The sequence below is a fragment of the Trichocoleus desertorum ATA4-8-CV12 genome, from assembly GCA_019358975.1.
In the GTDB taxonomy this organism is placed as follows: Bacteria; Cyanobacteriota; Cyanobacteriia; order FACHB-46; family FACHB-46; genus Trichocoleus; species Trichocoleus desertorum_A.
In genome coordinates, this window is sequence record JAHHIL010000030.1 from 18568 (window position 1) to 33508 (window position 14941).

Consider the following 14941-nt stretch of genomic DNA (forward strand, 5'->3'; position numbering starts at 1 on the left):
GTATGCTGTCTTAGAGGGAATTTTCCGACAGTTAAAGATAATACTTAAAGCTAGTGACTATGCAACAGAGAAATTGGATTTATGAGCTGGAAGAATATCTAGAGGAGAGGTATAGTATTCTTCCGGTACATGAGTCTATAGCGGGCAGTAACCCTGCTTTGCGTATTGATCCTGCTCTAGACAGCGATGAAGCAAAATACTTTATCTTAGGGCTAGAAGCAGAACTCTTTAGTATTGATGATGAAGGCTATGCTCAAAGTTCTCTTCTACTGAAATTGAGTGGAAGTAAAGGACAACAAAAGGGATTTCAGCTGTTCTGGCACTTTACTAATAAGGGTCGTAAGACACGTGCTTTATTTCGAGAGGGTATTAGTCAACTTGCATCTGCATCATCATTAATCTTGAAATATGGTTGGGATATATCTCAAGTACAGATCGAGGCGAGAAGAGAAGATTTTGGAGCGTTAGCCCGTGGGGTCGATTTAGTCATTAAATCTGCTGCTGGCAAGATTCTGATCTGTGGAGAGGTAAAAAAGGACAGCCGTGAATTTGAGAAACTGATTGAAGACTTTCGCTATTGCTGCCAGCAGGGCCAACATAATAAAAGTGACTGTAAATGCAGGTCAAATCATCCCAAATATGAGCTTTGTGCTTTTATAAAACCTGCATATTTTTGGGCAGTTTCGCCAGGCAGAGAGTTATGTTACAGATTATCTTATCTAGACAGAAAAATACTTCTAGCAGAAGTTGCTTCGTTACCTCATCGTAGTGAGATAGACGTACTCTTTTAATTCATCTTCGTGGCCTATATGACCTTTAGCGTTGTTTAAAGGCTGTTTCTATCCAACAATGTCTTTGTTTGCAATTTTCAGTAAAGCGATCGCAAAGCATCTATTCACCTTCATTTAGATTAGGAATAAGGAGTGGTAAAGCTATGAAGCAATATCAAGATGAATCAGCAAACTGTAGAAGTTGAGCATGAACTCTACATTATGAAAAAGGATTAGGGCTAATTTAGCTCATTTAATCATTGTGAAGTGCCTCAGATCTTGCCTCGCAACGCCTCTAATTCTTCCCGCAGAGACGATGGAGCATAACCTAGCGAGAAGGCTAGCGAGCTATCTAGCGAAACATCTGGGGGGCGAGGAGCGGCCATTTGGACATCTTGTTGGCGGCAAGCTTGGAGTCCTGTCTCTGGTAAACCCAGCACTTCAACCAGTAAGCGACCAAACTCATACCGAGAGATGCGTTCTTTCCCACCCAAATGGATGCAACCTTGCACCTTTTCTAGTGCTAGTAATAGTCCTTTCGCGGCTGTGGTGCCACTGGCAGGCGTGCGAAACTCATCCGTGAATAAGCGCAGTTCTTGTTCCGATCGCAGCATTTGAATGAAGGGTTGGATAAAGCTGCTTGCCGTAGGGCTGGCTTCCCCAAACATCAGGGGCATGCGGCAAATAGCGGTTTGGGGATAGCGCGATCGCATGCCTACTTCTGCTAAGACTTTTTGCTCACCGTAGAGATTCACTGGATTGACTGGATCAGTTTCGCGGTAGGGCGAATTAAGACCATCGAAGACTAGATCAGTTGAAGTAAACACACAAGGAATGGCGCGATCGCTACAAAGCCCCGCAATATTGCTAGAAGCCGTCACATTGATGGCGTGAGAGGTTTCGGGATGGGTTTGGCAATAGTTGGGGCTAGATTGCGCCGCCAAGTGTATAACTGCATCCGGTTGGACTGTTTCAAATAAGTGCTTGAGGGTGACAAAATTGCTGATATCGACTTTGAGACTCGTGACTCCAGCCATTGCGATCGCTTGGGAACAGTAAGTGCCATAGACATCCCATTGGCGCTGAGCAATTTGGCACAGGTGCCACCCTAAAAAACCACTGGCTCCGGTGATTAACAGTTTTTTCAAGCTTTATTTCTCAATAATCTCGTAAGTTTTACCACTTATTACTACACTAATTTTCTTCGTTTCTTTGGGTGGCTTGTAAGTCGCAATTTGTAAAGCAATCACAGTAGCTGCCGCGATTAGCGCACCTAATAAAGGGTCCATAACCTTCCCTGATGTTTGATTTGAGCTGTTTTATATTCTGGCTTGGAAAAGTAGGTTATGCCAAACATTGCTGGTGTTTCTTGATACAACTTTCTGCTATGTGTTTTTTGCATGAGTTGGTATCAGAAGTGTTAATAATCCGACGGTAGTAACGTGACAAGATCGGAAGATTCTAGTACTCTAAATTGCCAACCTCATTGGCTACCTCTCATGCGTCTCGATTCAGATGCCAAAACTGCTCGGCTCAAGCGAATTCGTAGCCTCAGTCACCTGCTCGACAACTCGATTACGATTCCAGGGACTCGCTACCGTTTTGGGCTAGACCCAATTTTAGGGCTTTTACCCGGTGGCGGAGACTTCGCTAGCTTTTTATTCTCGGCCTACATTATTTGGGAAGGTGCCCAACTGGGAGTATCTCAAGAAACTTTAACCCGTATGCTGTCCAATGTGTTATTCGATACAGTAGCGGGCACTGTACCTGTGTTTGGCGATCTCTTAGATGTCACTTGGAAAGCGAATACCAAAAACGTAGCTTTACTAGAAGACCATCTCAGAGTTGCTCCTGCTAATGCCCGCTCAGTAAACCGTTGGATTGTGGTTGGAGCATTGCTAGCACTACTGATTGTGTTTATTGGTGTGGTGACATTGAGCTTTTTAGTTTTTAGTTGGCTGTTTCGCCAGTTCACAGGCAGTTGAGGACGATTGAGGACGATTGAGGGGTGCGGTGATGGATTGGGTAATCAAGACTGGGCGATCGCAAACTTACTTAATTTTTTGGTCAGTTTTCCTCATGGCAACCCCTTGTAGGCATGTCATAATGATCCGGCTGTTTTCTGCACATGGTTTCTCATGGTTCAAGCCACTGAATTTCCCACCGACTTCGCCAATGCTGCTCTAGAAGGTGGACTAGAACTCAACTTCGAACTGCCTGATCCAGAAGATGAGCAGATTCCAGATCTAGAATTTCAGCAACGGGTAGAAGCCGCTTGGCAAGTCTGCGATCGCTTTGACCTCCAGACCGACATTTGGCGAGGACGCATTTTGCGCACCGTCCGCGATCGCGAAAAACGCGGTGGTGAAGGACGCGGCACCGGATTCCTTAAGTGGCTGCAAGACCGAGAAATCAGCAAAAGCCAAGCCTACTCCCTCATTGAGGTAGCTGATAGCGCCGACACTCTACTAGAAGGCGGCTACCTTGACACCGACTCTGTTGAGCGCTTTAGCAAACGCGCCTTTGTCGAAACCGCTCAATCTGCCCCAGAAGTCCAGCAAATGGTCAGTGACGCTGCGCGAAGAGGCGATCGCATTACCCGGCGCGAAGTGCGACAGCTCTCCGACGAATGGACCGCCATGACCTCCGATTTGCTACCAGAAGTGATCAAAGAAAAAGCCGCCGCCAACTCCATCCCCTCTCGGTATCTAGCGCCATTCGTGCGGGAAATGGAAAAACTGCCAGAATCGCACCAGGCAGAACTTCGCGAGACCGTAGCCGAAAGCCCAGACGTAGACACCCTCAAGCAAGTCACCTCAGAAGCTAAGTATTTAGCCAAGTATCTAGAAGCCGCCACCAACGTCCAAGCCCTCAATAACGAGTCCCTAGACCTAGAAGGAGCCTTAGAAGAAGCCCTCCGCATTGGCTCCCTCAGCGCTACCGCAGATCTAGTCAACCAAGCCGCTCAACTCGAACAAACCATCGCCAAGCTTTACACCACCTGGAAGCGAGTCACAGGCTTAGTCGATCGCCTCTACGTAGACAGCGGAGCCAGCACCCCCCAGCTGCGATCGCTCCTCAGTTGCCTCAACCACCTCTCCGGGGAAGTCATCGAAACCCAAATTGGTAGCCTAGAATCCTCCCGAACCATTCGACTAAGCATCCAGACAGACTTGAGTGAGGAGGAAGGGATGGAGGAAGGATGAGGGATGAGGGATGAGGGATGAAAGGGGAGCTAGGAGCCAGAAACCAGGAGTCAAAAGCTAAGAGCCAAAAGCCAACCCCTAACCACCTACACAAACCAAGACCCGAAACACCGACACTTAAACTCGTTTGGAGGGGGTCTGGGGGACGCAACCGTCCCTCAGCAGGGGTTTGGGGGCGAGTGCCCCCAAGGATCGGATTACCTCAAATTGCGCCCCAACCGATTAATCCCCCGCTTCAGCGATCGCCACAAAGCCCGAAAATTAAAAAACTGCTTATAACGTTGAGCCGCCTCCTTCCCCACAATCAGCAGCCCCAACCAAAACAAAATTTCCGCCAAAACCAACAACACAGGAACCAGTAGCACTTTTTGGGCCTGGGTGATTGGTAGCCAAGGCAAGACAAAAGCGATCGCCGCCCAAGGCAAAAACGACACCCCAACTAAAACCAAGCCCAACTTCTGCATGCCCTAACTCCTGCGCCCCAGTCTTTCAGTATAAAAGCCGCTTTATGCACTGTTGGGTTTCCAGCCTGTAGGAGAAACTACTATCTAGTTTTTAATTCCCGTAGTCGCAATACCTTGAATAAACTGCCGCTGGCCCACCAAAAACAGCAACACCACGGGAACAGTTGCGATTACCACTGCTGCCATCATCAAAGGCCAATTGTTCGTAAATTGCTCCTGAAAACTGGCCAAAGATAACTGGACAGTCTGCAACTCTGGACGAGTCGTAAACACGAGTGGCTTAAACAAATCATTCCACTCGCCAATAAAAGTAAACAGAAACAGTGTCACCAAACCAGGACGAGCCAACGGCAGCATAACTTGCCATAAAATCTGCCAACGAGTCGCTCCATCCAGCGTCGCAGCTTCTTCCAACTCCACAGGAATCGTCTGAAAATATTGCCTTAGTAGAAAAATACCAAATCCATTAGCCGCAGTGGGCAAAATCAAAGCCCCATAAGTATTAATTAAATGACCCCACTTCAAAATTAGAAAAACGGGAATCACCAATAATTGAAACGGAATCACAAGTGTAGCCAAGACAATGAGCAACACTGCTCGCCTACCCCAAAACTGGAAACGAGAGAGAGCATAACCCGCCAATGCTGAAGTAATCGTTTGCAGCCCCGTCACAGCGATCGCGACCAGCGCTGAATTTGCAAAAGCCAACAAAAAGTGGCCTCGCCGCCAAGCTTCCCGGTAATGCTCCCAAGACCATCCTGAAGGCGAGCTAAGAGCGCCTACCGTCTGAGTGGGTGACAAAGACGTGAAGAAAACAACTGCTAGGGGCAGCAGAACGATCGCAGCTCCAGCGATGAGCAGTAGCCCATTCAACCAGCTTAAAACCTGGCTCCAACTCAAGATAGGCTGTTCTACAGGTTGGGAGTGAGTATGGAATTTTGGGGGCGAATCCTGATTCACGACTATTTCAGCCTCCTACCGCTCCTGAGTCATACTGTCCACATCTATTATGGTAAATATGACCATTGGGTGAGTTTTCCCCTCATTGTCGGTGTTAAGGTCATAAGAGTTATAGAAGCGTGAGTTTTGAGTGGCTTTGTAGCGACTGGCTCACGGATCAGCGCGCGATATTCCTATATCTTGTTTAGTCAATCCGCCGTTAAAAAAGGTAAAGTAACTTTAGGTTGTAAATCAATAATTTACATTTAGCCGTCGCCATCTTTGTCCATAGTTCCATTCAATTGAACTATTACCGACTGATTCATGATGAGGAGACAAGAGATCCATGCCGCAGCTTGAGGCCAGTCTAGAAATTGACTTCCATAGCGCAGCCTACAAAGATGCTTACAGTCGGATCAACGCGATCGTGATTGAAGGCGAACAAGAGGCTCACGAAAATTATCTGAAGCTGGCTGAAATGCTGCCGGACAACCGCGATCAATTGGTGAGTCTAGCCAAAATGGAAAACCGCCACAAGAAAGGCTTTGAAGCCTGTGGCCGTAATCTTCAAGTCACGCCAGATATGGAATTTGCCCGCCAGTTCTTCTCGGACTTGCACGGTAACTTTCAAGTCGCAGCGGCAAACAACCAGGTTGTGACTTGCTTGCTGATTCAATCCCTCATTATTGAGTGCTTTGCGATCGCTGCCTACAACATCTATATTCCTGTTGCTGACGACTTTGCGCGCAAAATCACTGAGGGCGTCGTGAAAGACGAGTACAGCCATCTTAATTATGGGGAAGAATGGCTCAAAGCCAACTTTGAAACAGCAAAAGATGAACTAGAAACAGCCAATCGACAGAACTTACCACTGGTTTGGCGTATGTTGAACCAAGTTGCAGAAGACGCTCAGGTTTTGGGCATGGAAAAAGAAGCTTTAGTAGAAGACTTCATGATCCAGTACGGTGAAGCCTTGAGCAATATCGGGTTTACCACTCGCGATATCATGCGCATGTCTGCTTACGGCCTGAGTGCTGCCTAAGCCCGAAACTCTGAGGCCCCTTCCGAGTCTTGACATAATCCTGCTTCTGCAAACTTCTCTTTTTGCTCACGAGATCAGTTGTTTTCCACTGAGCGATCGCTATCTAGTCCCTACACAAATTTGCTGATCAGAACCTACTAGTTGATCGGCAAATTTATGTAGTATCTTGAAGTGCTTTTAGCAATCACCCATTTCAATCACCACTAACCTAAAGCTAGCCTGAATCTTAGGCTCCCTAACCGTCCATGTTTGGTCTTATCGGTCACCTCACCAGTTTAGAACACGCCCAATCTGTTGCTAAAGAACTAGGCTACCCAGAATATGCTGACCAAGGGTTAGATTTTTGGTGCAGCGCTCCCCCGCAGATTGTTGATACCATCACGGTCACCAGCCTAACGGGCCAAAAGATTGAAGGCAGATACGTTGAATCTTGCTTTTTGCCAGAAATGCTGGCGACACGGCGGATCAAAGCAGCGACTCGCAAAGTGATTAATGCGATGGCTCATGCTCAAAAGCACGGCCTCAACATCACTGCCTTGGGTGGCTTCTCTTCAATCATCTTTGAAAACTTTAATCTGAACCAAATCCAGCAAATTCGTAACATCAAGCTGGAATTTGAACGCTTTACCACAGGTAACACTCACACAGCCTACATCATCTGTCGCCAAGTAGAGCAGGCAGCCAAGCAATTAGGGATTGACCTCTCGAAAGCGACTGTTGCCGTTTGTGGAGCTACCGGGGATATTGGCAGTGCGGTTTGTCGCTGGCTAGATGCCCGGACAGATGTGGCCGAGCTTTTGCTAATTGCTCGCAATCAAGAGCGCTTACTCGATTTGCAAGCAGAGCTAGGTCGCGGCAAAGTTATGGAGCTAGAAGAAGCCCTACCTTTAGCCGACATTGTAGTCTGGGTAGCAAGCATGCCCAAAGGCGTAGAAATTGATCCGTCTCGTCTGAAGCAGCCTTGTCTGTTGATTGATGGGGGCTATCCTAAAAACTTAGGAACTAAGATTCAGCATCCTGGTGTCCATGTTCTCAATGGCGGCATCGTAGAACATTCCCTCGACATCGATTGGCGAATTATGCAAATCGTCAGCATGGATGTACCTGCACGCCAACTATTTGCCTGTTTTGCCGAATCTATGCTCCTAGAGTTCGAAAAATGGCACACCAATTTTTCCTGGGGACGCAACCAAATTACAGTTGACAAAATGGAGCAAATTGGCCAAGCCTCAGTGAAACATGGGTTCCAACCTTTATTGCTAGAGAGAATTGGCTGATTGAGCGATCAGAAGAATCGACTTGCTAGCCTTTTTGTGGTCGATTAATCGTACGAAAACTTAATCCTCATGCGGGTTCCTAAAAGGATGAACGAGTCATTTTGGGAGCCGAGGTTGTTGCTGAGTTTAGGAAGTTATAGGTAACTTCAACAATGGTGCACGAAGGTGTAGCCTGGTTTAAGGTGCAGGTGGAAAGCCTTAAGATCTTTTTGTAACTGTTACTTCGGAGTAGTGTGGCGCTGGCATGGCAACGACTGAACGCAAACCGCTTCTTTTGGATTTTGAAAAGCCACTGGCAGAGTTAGAGGCACGAATTCATCAAATTCGTGAACTTGCGGAAGAAAACGACGTCGATGTGTCTGATCAGATCCGTCAGCTTGAGGCGCGAGCTTTGCAACTTCGCCAGGAAATCTTCAGTGGTTTGTCTCCTGCCCAACGACTCCAAGTAGCACGACATCCTCGCCGACCGAGTACGCTGGACTACATCCAAGCGATTAGTGATGAGTGGATGGAGTTGCACGGCGATCGCGGTGGCACAGATGATCCTGCTCTAGTGGGGGGTGTGGCTCGGTTTGCGGGTCGGCCTGTGGTAATTTTGGGGCATCAGAAAGGGCGAGACACTAAGGACAACGTGGCTCGTAACTTTGGGCAGGCGGCTCCTGGGGGGTATCGCAAAGCCATGCGATTGATGGAGCATGCCGATCGCTTTGGGATGCCAATTTTGACTTTTATTAATACGCCTGGGGCTTGGGCTGGGTTGGATGCCGAGCGGTTTGGTCAAGGGGAAGCGATCGCCTACAACCTCCGGGAAATGTTTCGCTTGGATGTGCCAATTATTTGTACAGTGATTGGTGAAGGCGGCTCTGGTGGAGCCTTAGGAATTGGCGTCGGCGATCGCCTACTAATGTTTGAGCACTCAGTTTATTACGTGGCTAGTCCTGAGGCTTGTGCCTCTATTCTTTGGCGAGATGCCAGCAAAGCTCCCCAAGCAGCAGAGGCCCTAAAGATCACCGCTTGGGATTTGAAAGGGCTTGGCATTTTGGACCAACTTCTACCAGAACCGATTGGGGGTGCTCACTCGAACCCTTTGGAAGCAGCGGCAACGTTAAAAACTGCACTCTTGCAGCATTTGGAAGACTTGAGCCAAATGACTAACCAACAGCGGCGAGAATTACGTTATCAAAAGTTTCGTAATATTGGCGTTTTCTTGGAGGCTTCCGCCTAGCTGAGGGAGCAGCTTACAGTTCGCTGAGCCAGACTTAGGCTAGATTCGTATGTCGCTGAGCGTTAGGCATTGATTGCCTCAGGTCATGATTTTTGGCTTAGGCGTTGTTTTAGTTTTGGCTGTCTTATCTGTGCGCCAAGGCTTTGATCCAGCAGCGATGGGTGCGCGGTCACAATTCTGAGTGATATAATTCGCAAGGTAACATTTTTTTACATTTTGCTCGGTGGCTTGAGACTCCAACCCCGACTGTGATTCTCCACAGATGCCTCAAGGTAAAACCCGAATTCAAAGACGAGAGGGAAATTCTCAAAATTACATGGGAGTGACATTGTTTCAAAAAGGGAGTACCCTCGATTGGTCTTAGATCGTGGTTGTGTGGAATGCTTGACTTGACGCAAGAGAATCAGGATATTGCATGACTTCTCTCATAGAACGGCACGCCCTTATTACAGGAGCGAGCAGTGGAATTGGCAAAGCAACTGCCTTGGCGTTTGCTAAAGCTGGAATTCATCTGGCCTTAGTCAGTCGCTCTGAATCCAAGTTAGAAGCTGTCGCGGATGAAGCCAGACAGACAGGGGTGAAGGTGAAAACCTATCCTCTAGATCTGTCGGTTGTGGGTCAAGTCAAAGACCGCATCAGCGCGATCGCGGCAGATTTTGGCCCGATTAATATCCTAGTCAACAATGCTGGCATGGGTTATACCGGAAGCTTGATGGAGATGCCGTTAGATGACTGGCAGCGTGTCTTAGACCTCAACTTGACTAGCGTTTTGCAGTGCATTCAAGGCATTTTGCCAGGGATGCGCGATCGCCAGCAAGGAACCGTCATTAATGTCGTCTCGATTGCGGGGCAACAAGCTTTTCCGAATTGGGGAGCCTATTGTGTCAGTAAATTTGGTCTCATGGCGCTCTCCAAAACCTTGGCAGCAGAAGAGCGAGCCAATGGCATTCGGGTCTCTGCTATTTGTCCAGGCTCAGTTAACACACCCATTTGGGACACTGACACAGTCCAATCCGACTTCGACCGTTCGGCCATGTTAACCCCAGATATCGTGGCTCAAGTGATTCTACAGACAGTGCTTTTACCAGAGCAAGCTGTGGTTGAAGAATTGACTTTGATGCCGAATGCTGGAGTTTTTTAAGTTTGTTCCATTCCTGACTACGCAACCCCTATTTGCAGCTACAACATCCTTGACTATGACTACTGCTTCTTCCAACAGTGCTAACGGCTCTAACGTACCTGCTGTGTCTGATTCCAAAACTCCTGAAGTTCGGCCCGATCGCAACACACTTCATGGTCAAGAGGCCATAGTAATTCCTCCCGCAGACAACGAACTCAAGGATGAGATGGCAGATGCTGTCCGGACTCTCTTGATAGGGGTTGGGGAAGATCCGGAGCGTGAGGGGTTGTTGAAAACTCCCAAGCGAGTGGCAGATGCCATGCGGTTTCTCACCAGTGGCTATACCCAGTCCTTAGAGGAGTTGGTGAATGGCGCGATCTTCAATGAAGGCCACAATGAAATGGTGTTGGTGCGAGACATTGATGTCTTTAGCCTCTGTGAACACCACATGCTTCCCTTTATGGGCAAAGCCCACGTTGCCTACATTCCGAATCAAAGAGTAGTCGGTCTGAGCAAATTGGCTCGGATTGTGGAGATGTATGGTCGTCGCCTGCAAGTGCAAGAGCGCTTGACTCGTCAGATAGCGGAGGCAGTGCAGGAAATTCTAGATCCCAAAGGTGTGGCAGTTGTCATAGAAGCAACTCACATGTGCATGGTGATGCGAGGTGTGCAGAAGCCAGGTGCTTGGACGGTCACTAGTGCAATGGTGGGTGTGTTCCAGGAAGATCAAAAAACTCGCGAAGAATTTCTCAATTTGATCCACCATCGTCCTAGTTTCTTCTAAATTGGCCCTCTCCCAAGAGGAGAGGGAACTAGATAAGTAGAAAATTTGCCCTCTTCCTTGGGGGAGAGAAGTAAATAACTAGATAACTTGGGGGTGAGTTTACCTTGCCCCTATTTTTTGTGCTTCTTGAAGCTGGTGAAATAGGTGGGCAACTTGGGTTAAATCCTTGTCACCGGGCGATCGCTCGACCCCGCTAGAGAGATCAATGCCGTCCGGTTGCAACTGAGCTAGAGCCTGGGCGATATTGTTTGGCGTTAAGCCGCCCGCTAGAAACCAGGAACATGCAGGCGCAAATTGCTGCAAGCTCTGCCAATCTAGAGTGACACCTGTGCCACCCAACATTCCAGGGTGATAGGCATCGAGCAACAGGGTATGAACTGGGCTGTAATAAGCAGCAGATTCCTGAAGGGCTTCTGTGCTTTTGATCCGGAGCGCTTTAATGACTTCAATATGGGGCAGTGCGTCTCGAACTTGGGCACAAAACTCTGGAGATTCTGCGCCGTGTAGTTGCACCCCATTCAGACCGCCGATCGCGACGACTTTGCTAATCTGAGCCACCGTGGCATTGGCAAACACGCCAATCCGATCCACTAAGCGGCCTGTCTGGGGATGGTAGGGTAACTGCTCCACTACCTGACTAATTTGCTCAGCCGCAACATAGCGAGGGGAAGTATCCACACAGATAAATCCCAGAGCCGTGGCTCCGAGTTCTGCGATCGCTCGTCCTTGTTCTGGTTTGGTAATGCCGCAAATTTTAACTCGCATGCTGACTCATGAAACTGCTAAGTAGGGCGTTGGTTAGATATTTAACTGAGTCTCAGTATTAATGAATGGAGTTGCGATCGCAAACTGTTGCAGATTTGTAGCAAAAATCCCACTAACTGTTAACTCTTAAGACAAATTCCAGTTATTTCCAAGCATCTTTTTATAATCCTTCTTGTTTGTATAAGTTTATCAATGCAGGAGACGAGATCTTGCTTTATTCGACCTTGCTAGCGCTACAAGTTGCCTCTGCTAGAGCCGTTGATTGGAATCCTACCATCGGGCTAATTATGACAGCTTGCTGCCTGTTTGCAGTTGCGATCGGTCGCTTTGCCATCAGAAAGAAGGGTGTAGGTCCCAAACTCCCCGTCGAAGCCCCTGCGCTCTTTAGCAATTTTGGCGTTCCTGAATTACTCGCTACAATGAGTTTTGGTCACATCCTGGGGGCAGGTGTCATCCTAGGACTTACCAATGCAGGTGTCCTCTAGGCCATACCCCTAGCTCAGACAAACCTATTTGAGATTTTTCAATCTAGCTGAGTAGTAGTGCTACTGGTCCCCGTTGGTTGGAGGCAGTCGCACTACTACTTTTTTATTGCATTTTTTTATTGCTCAATTATTGCTCAATGCCTGGAGTCTCTCGGAGCTGATGTTTCAGGAAAGCATTGTCTATGCTAGTAGGGAGAGGGCTTTAGCTAGATGGATGGCTATAGTCATGGAATCAAGCTATAGCTAGCATGCATCAACTGAGCTTGATTGAGCTGCATCTTGATCAAAGCAGCAAGAACATGTGGGGCTGCATTACCAGCCACATTGAGCAACTTCGATTTAGGAAAATCCTATGCAGGCAGGCTGGCGAATCGGATCTGTATTTGGTATTCCCCTTTTTATCGACCCTAACTGGTTGTATGTTCTCGCTTTCTTTTCCATTCTCAACAGCGAGGGCTACCTTAAACAACAGCTTTGGAGTCCAGTTTTTGCGTGGGTCGCAGGTTTGGCCCTGGCTCTATTATTGTTTGCCTCGGTGCTGCTGCACGAATTGGGGCACAGCTTAGTCGCGCAGTCTCAAGGCATCAAGGTCAATTCTATTACGCTGTTTTTGTTTGGTGGGGTTGCCTCGATTGACCAAGAATCGAAAACCCCAGGTAAGGCTTTTCAGGTGGCGATCGCTGGGCCTATGGTCAGCCTTAGCTTATACCTGTTGTTAAGAGCGATCGCCTATGCGTTACCTGAGCAGACTGTACTCGCAGTAGTCATCACAGACCTGTCCTTAATTAACTTGGTTTTAGCACTATTTAATTTAATTCCTGGCTTGCCTTTAGATGGCGGGCAGATCTTTAAGGCGGCAGTGTGGAAGGCTACGGGCAACCGCTTTCAAGGGGTGCGTTGGGCGGTGCGATCGGGCCAAATCTTAGGTTGGTTCGCGATTACTTTAGGGCTTGTGTTTGTCCTGCTCAACCCTGGTTATTTTGTCAGTGGGCTGTGGGTGGCGTTTTTGGGTTGGTTTATCTTACGCAACGCCAGCGCCTACGATCGCATGACCGACTTACAGGAAGCCCTGATGCAGATCAAAGCGGCAGATGCGATGACGCGAGACTTCCGGGTAGTGGATGCCAATCTCAGCTTGCGTCAGTTTGCCGATGACTATCTGCTAGAAGTGGCTCGGCCCCCTGCCTATTTTGCTGCGTCTGAGGGTCGTTACCGAGGGATGGTAGCGGCTGATGACTTACGTCAAGTCGAGCGTAGCCAATGGGAAACTCAAGCCCTACAAGCAGTGCTGCATCCATTGGCTGCAATTCCAGCGGTGCAGGAACCTACTCCATTGATTCAAGTAATTAATCAAATGGAAACTCAACAGCTCAACCGCATCACAGTCTTGTCTCCAGCGGGAGCCGTGGCAGGTGTAATCGATCGCGGTGATATTGTCCGGGCCGTGGGCGATAAGCTAAATATTCAAGTGTCTGAAGCGGCAATTAAACGGATTAAGGAAGAAGGCAGCTATCCTCCTGGTCTACCATTGCCCGCGATCGCCAGAACCACCGCAGAATCCTTAGTGTCAGAAGCTAATTAGCACTGGTAGCATTGCAGCTAGAGGATTTTTGCCTCAAGGTAGATTGAGCTAGCACTGCCTCCCATTCTGCGGCTGAGAGCGGCTGCGTCACCAATTGCACACCAAAGCAGTCTTGTAAGGCTGTCACCAAAGCGTCGATTACGGCTTGAACCAGGGATTTCCCTTGTAAAGCTAGGGGCAACTCTGGTAAATGGATAGAGTCTGATCCAAACACTTGGCTAAACAGAGCCACATCGGGTTCTAAACGCATAGAACCATGTTGCAAAATCGCTTGCCCACGACGCAACTGAGCACTACCAATCAGTTTTCCTCCCTGTGGCAGGACTAAATCTGCGCCAGTGGCCGTACCAAAACAGTTGGGATTGTGAATGTAGCCCCGACCCGCTGTACCGTAGTGCAACTCAATGCCGAGCGATCGCCAACCCTGAATCAAAAACTCACAAATGGTGCGGTAAGCTTGCGTGCGGTTACCTGGAAAACCAGAAGCAATCACGGCATAAGTTAAGTCGCCTTGGTGCAGCACTGCGCGTCCCCCCGTGGGTCGTGGCACCAACTCTAACGGTGTGCCTTGCCAAGTAATTTCCTGCCAAAATGAGGGCCACTGCCGCTGATGGTAGCCCAGAGAAATGGCTGCGGGAGCCCAGGTATAAAACCGTAGAGTGGGGGGATGTAACCCCAGACAATGCTGCTGAAACAGCCAAGCATCCAAGGCCATTTGTACTTGTCCGGGTGCTTGGAAGGGAGGAATGAAGCGCCAAACCGGGGCTAGCTCAGGCGGCAGCAAACTCTGCTTGGAGGGCGTCGTCGTTGTCATCTGCAATAGAGGCAACTACGGTAATGGCACGAGAAATTTCGCCAGGTGAAAGCTCAGCAACTGTGCGAGTGGCGACAACCACAACCTGCTCATCCACCAAAGCGAAACGAGCTTCGAAGGTGTCACTCCAGTTCATAGCCAATAATTTGCGTAGAAGTTGGGCTTCATTTTGCACAGGCAGCTTCAAGATCTGAGCCCAAGTGGTAAATGTATCGTCGTCCGTGTTGCCCGTGAGTTGAACAAAGACTTCAACGCTACCATACTTAAATTTCCACAGATGGCCATTCTCAGTATGGTTGACCATCGCGCTTTGGTCTTGGTCCAAGCTAGAAATCACCGTTTCAATCACATCAGCATGATTGCTCTGAATGGTTTTCTCTAGCAGGTCGTTCACAAGTTCATTGCTGGACAGATTCTGAGTTGAGACAGTTTCCGGATCGGGTTGATAGTTAGTCATAAAAGTTCCTG

The 14941-nt window shown here is 48.4% G+C and carries 16 protein-coding genes; 10 read left to right on the forward strand and 6 right to left on the reverse strand.

Annotated features, from left to right (window positions below):
* Window positions 1–59 precede the first annotated feature (59 nt).
* Window positions 60–791 carry a hypothetical protein gene (locus KME12_18465; protein MBW4489770.1) on the forward strand — a complete coding sequence of 244 codons (732 nt, stop codon included), beginning with the start codon at window positions 60–62 and terminating at the stop codon, window positions 789–791.
* A gap of 251 nt (window positions 792–1042) precedes the next feature.
* Here KME12_18465 and KME12_18470 read toward each other — a convergent pair whose 3' ends face one another.
* Window positions 1043–1918 carry an NAD(P)-dependent oxidoreductase gene (locus tag KME12_18470; protein ID MBW4489771.1) on the reverse strand — a complete coding sequence of 292 codons (876 nt, stop codon included), beginning with the start codon at window positions 1916–1918 and terminating at the stop codon, window positions 1043–1045.
* A 351-nt stretch (window positions 1919–2269) separates the two neighbouring features.
* Here KME12_18470 and KME12_18475 point away from each other — a divergent pair, with 351 nt between their 5' ends.
* Both KME12_18475 and KME12_18480 read left to right on the forward strand, forming a co-directional pair.
* The gene (locus KME12_18475) at window positions 2270–2755 is read left to right on the forward strand and encodes a DUF4112 domain-containing protein (protein MBW4489772.1); all 486 of its coding nucleotides are present in this window, start codon (window positions 2270–2272) and stop codon (window positions 2753–2755) included.
* Window positions 2756–2908: 153 nt separating this feature from the next.
* Window positions 2909–3976: a hypothetical protein gene (locus tag KME12_18480; protein MBW4489773.1), complete on the forward strand. Its 1068-nt coding sequence runs from the start codon at window positions 2909–2911 to the stop codon at window positions 3974–3976.
* Window positions 3977–4173: 197 nt separating this feature from the next.
* Here KME12_18480 and KME12_18485 read toward each other — a convergent pair whose 3' ends face one another.
* Both KME12_18485 and KME12_18490 read right to left on the reverse strand, forming a co-directional pair.
* Window positions 4174–4440 (reverse strand): transporter suffix domain-containing protein, encoded by a 267-nt coding sequence (locus tag KME12_18485; protein MBW4489774.1) that lies wholly within the window; start codon window positions 4438–4440, stop codon window positions 4174–4176.
* Between the two features lie 84 nt (window positions 4441–4524).
* The gene (locus KME12_18490) at window positions 4525–5343 is read right to left on the reverse strand and encodes a carbohydrate ABC transporter permease (protein MBW4489775.1); all 819 of its coding nucleotides are present in this window, start codon (window positions 5341–5343) and stop codon (window positions 4525–4527) included.
* 382 nt (window positions 5344–5725) lie between these two features.
* Between KME12_18490 and KME12_18495 the strand changes: the two genes are divergently transcribed.
* The 5 genes from KME12_18495 to folE all read left to right on the forward strand — a co-directional run bounded on the left by KME12_18495 (window position 5726) and on the right by folE (window position 10827).
* Window positions 5726–6421, forward strand: coding sequence for an aldehyde oxygenase (deformylating) (locus KME12_18495; GenBank protein MBW4489776.1), 696 nt, complete (start codon window positions 5726–5728; stop codon window positions 6419–6421).
* A gap of 245 nt (window positions 6422–6666) precedes the next feature.
* Window positions 6667–7698 (forward strand): long-chain acyl-[acyl-carrier-protein] reductase, encoded by a 1032-nt coding sequence (locus KME12_18500; protein ID MBW4489777.1) that lies wholly within the window; start codon window positions 6667–6669, stop codon window positions 7696–7698.
* A gap of 244 nt (window positions 7699–7942) precedes the next feature.
* Window positions 7943–8923 (forward strand): acetyl-CoA carboxylase carboxyl transferase subunit alpha, encoded by a 981-nt coding sequence (accA, locus tag KME12_18505; GenBank protein MBW4489778.1) that lies wholly within the window; start codon window positions 7943–7945, stop codon window positions 8921–8923.
* A gap of 415 nt (window positions 8924–9338) precedes the next feature.
* Window positions 9339–10064, forward strand: a complete 726-nt coding sequence (locus KME12_18510) for an SDR family oxidoreductase (protein MBW4489779.1) — start codon at window positions 9339–9341, stop codon at window positions 10062–10064.
* A gap of 55 nt (window positions 10065–10119) precedes the next feature.
* A complete protein-coding gene (folE, locus tag KME12_18515) occupies window positions 10120–10827 on the forward strand; it encodes a GTP cyclohydrolase I FolE (GenBank protein ID MBW4489780.1) in 708 nt (235 codons plus the stop codon).
* Between the two features lie 99 nt (window positions 10828–10926).
* Here the strand turns inward: folE and KME12_18520 are convergent, their stop codons facing one another.
* Window positions 10927–11592, reverse strand: coding sequence for a phosphoribosylanthranilate isomerase (locus KME12_18520; GenBank protein MBW4489781.1), 666 nt, complete (start codon window positions 11590–11592; stop codon window positions 10927–10929).
* Between the two features lie 209 nt (window positions 11593–11801).
* Between KME12_18520 and psaK the strand changes: the two genes are divergently transcribed.
* Window positions 11802–12077, forward strand: coding sequence for a photosystem I reaction center subunit PsaK (psaK, locus tag KME12_18525; GenBank protein MBW4489782.1), 276 nt, complete (start codon window positions 11802–11804; stop codon window positions 12075–12077).
* Between the two features lie 352 nt (window positions 12078–12429).
* Window positions 12430–13659, forward strand: coding sequence for a site-2 protease family protein (locus KME12_18530; GenBank protein MBW4489783.1), 1230 nt, complete (start codon window positions 12430–12432; stop codon window positions 13657–13659).
* Here KME12_18530 and KME12_18535 read toward each other — a convergent pair.
* Together KME12_18535 and KME12_18540 are read right to left on the reverse strand one after the other, a co-directional pair.
* On the reverse strand, window positions 13652–14473 hold the full coding sequence (locus tag KME12_18535; GenBank protein ID MBW4489784.1) for a lipoate--protein ligase family protein: 822 nt from the start codon (window positions 14471–14473) through the stop codon (window positions 13652–13654). The two genes, KME12_18530 and KME12_18535, sit on opposite strands and share 8 nt — an antisense overlap.
* Window positions 14430–14930: a YbjN domain-containing protein gene (locus KME12_18540; GenBank protein ID MBW4489785.1), complete on the reverse strand. Its 501-nt coding sequence runs from the start codon at window positions 14928–14930 to the stop codon at window positions 14430–14432. The genes KME12_18535 and KME12_18540 overlap by 44 nt, the downstream gene beginning before the upstream one ends.
* Window positions 14931–14941: the final 11 nt, after the last annotated feature.

Excerpts from the sequence above, each read along its gene's own strand:
- KME12_18465 (MBW4489770.1), top strand. The coding sequence starts at position 60 with ATGCAACAGAGAAATTGGATTTATGAGCTGGAAGAATATCTAGAGGAG.
- KME12_18475 (MBW4489772.1), top strand. The coding sequence starts at position 2,270 with ATGCGTCTCGATTCAGATGCCAAAACTGCTCGGCTCAAGCGAATTCGT.
- KME12_18480 (MBW4489773.1), top strand. The coding sequence starts at position 2,909 with ATGGTTCAAGCCACTGAATTTCCCACCGACTTCGCCAATGCTGCTCTA.
- KME12_18485 (MBW4489774.1), bottom strand. The coding sequence starts at position 4,440 with ATGCAGAAGTTGGGCTTGGTTTTAGTTGGGGTGTCGTTTTTGCCTTGG.
- KME12_18495 (MBW4489776.1), top strand. The coding sequence starts at position 5,726 with ATGCCGCAGCTTGAGGCCAGTCTAGAAATTGACTTCCATAGCGCAGCC.
- KME12_18500 (MBW4489777.1), top strand. The coding sequence starts at position 6,667 with ATGTTTGGTCTTATCGGTCACCTCACCAGTTTAGAACACGCCCAATCT.
- accA (MBW4489778.1), top strand. The coding sequence starts at position 7,943 with ATGGCAACGACTGAACGCAAACCGCTTCTTTTGGATTTTGAAAAGCCA.
- KME12_18510 (MBW4489779.1), top strand. The coding sequence starts at position 9,339 with ATGACTTCTCTCATAGAACGGCACGCCCTTATTACAGGAGCGAGCAGT.
- folE (MBW4489780.1), top strand. The coding sequence starts at position 10,120 with ATGACTACTGCTTCTTCCAACAGTGCTAACGGCTCTAACGTACCTGCT.
- KME12_18520 (MBW4489781.1), bottom strand. The coding sequence starts at position 11,592 with ATGCGAGTTAAAATTTGCGGCATTACCAAACCAGAACAAGGACGAGCG.
- KME12_18530 (MBW4489783.1), top strand. The coding sequence starts at position 12,430 with ATGCAGGCAGGCTGGCGAATCGGATCTGTATTTGGTATTCCCCTTTTT.
- KME12_18535 (MBW4489784.1), bottom strand. The coding sequence starts at position 14,473 with ATGACAACGACGACGCCCTCCAAGCAGAGTTTGCTGCCGCCTGAGCTA.
- KME12_18540 (MBW4489785.1), bottom strand. The coding sequence starts at position 14,930 with ATGACTAACTATCAACCCGATCCGGAAACTGTCTCAACTCAGAATCTG.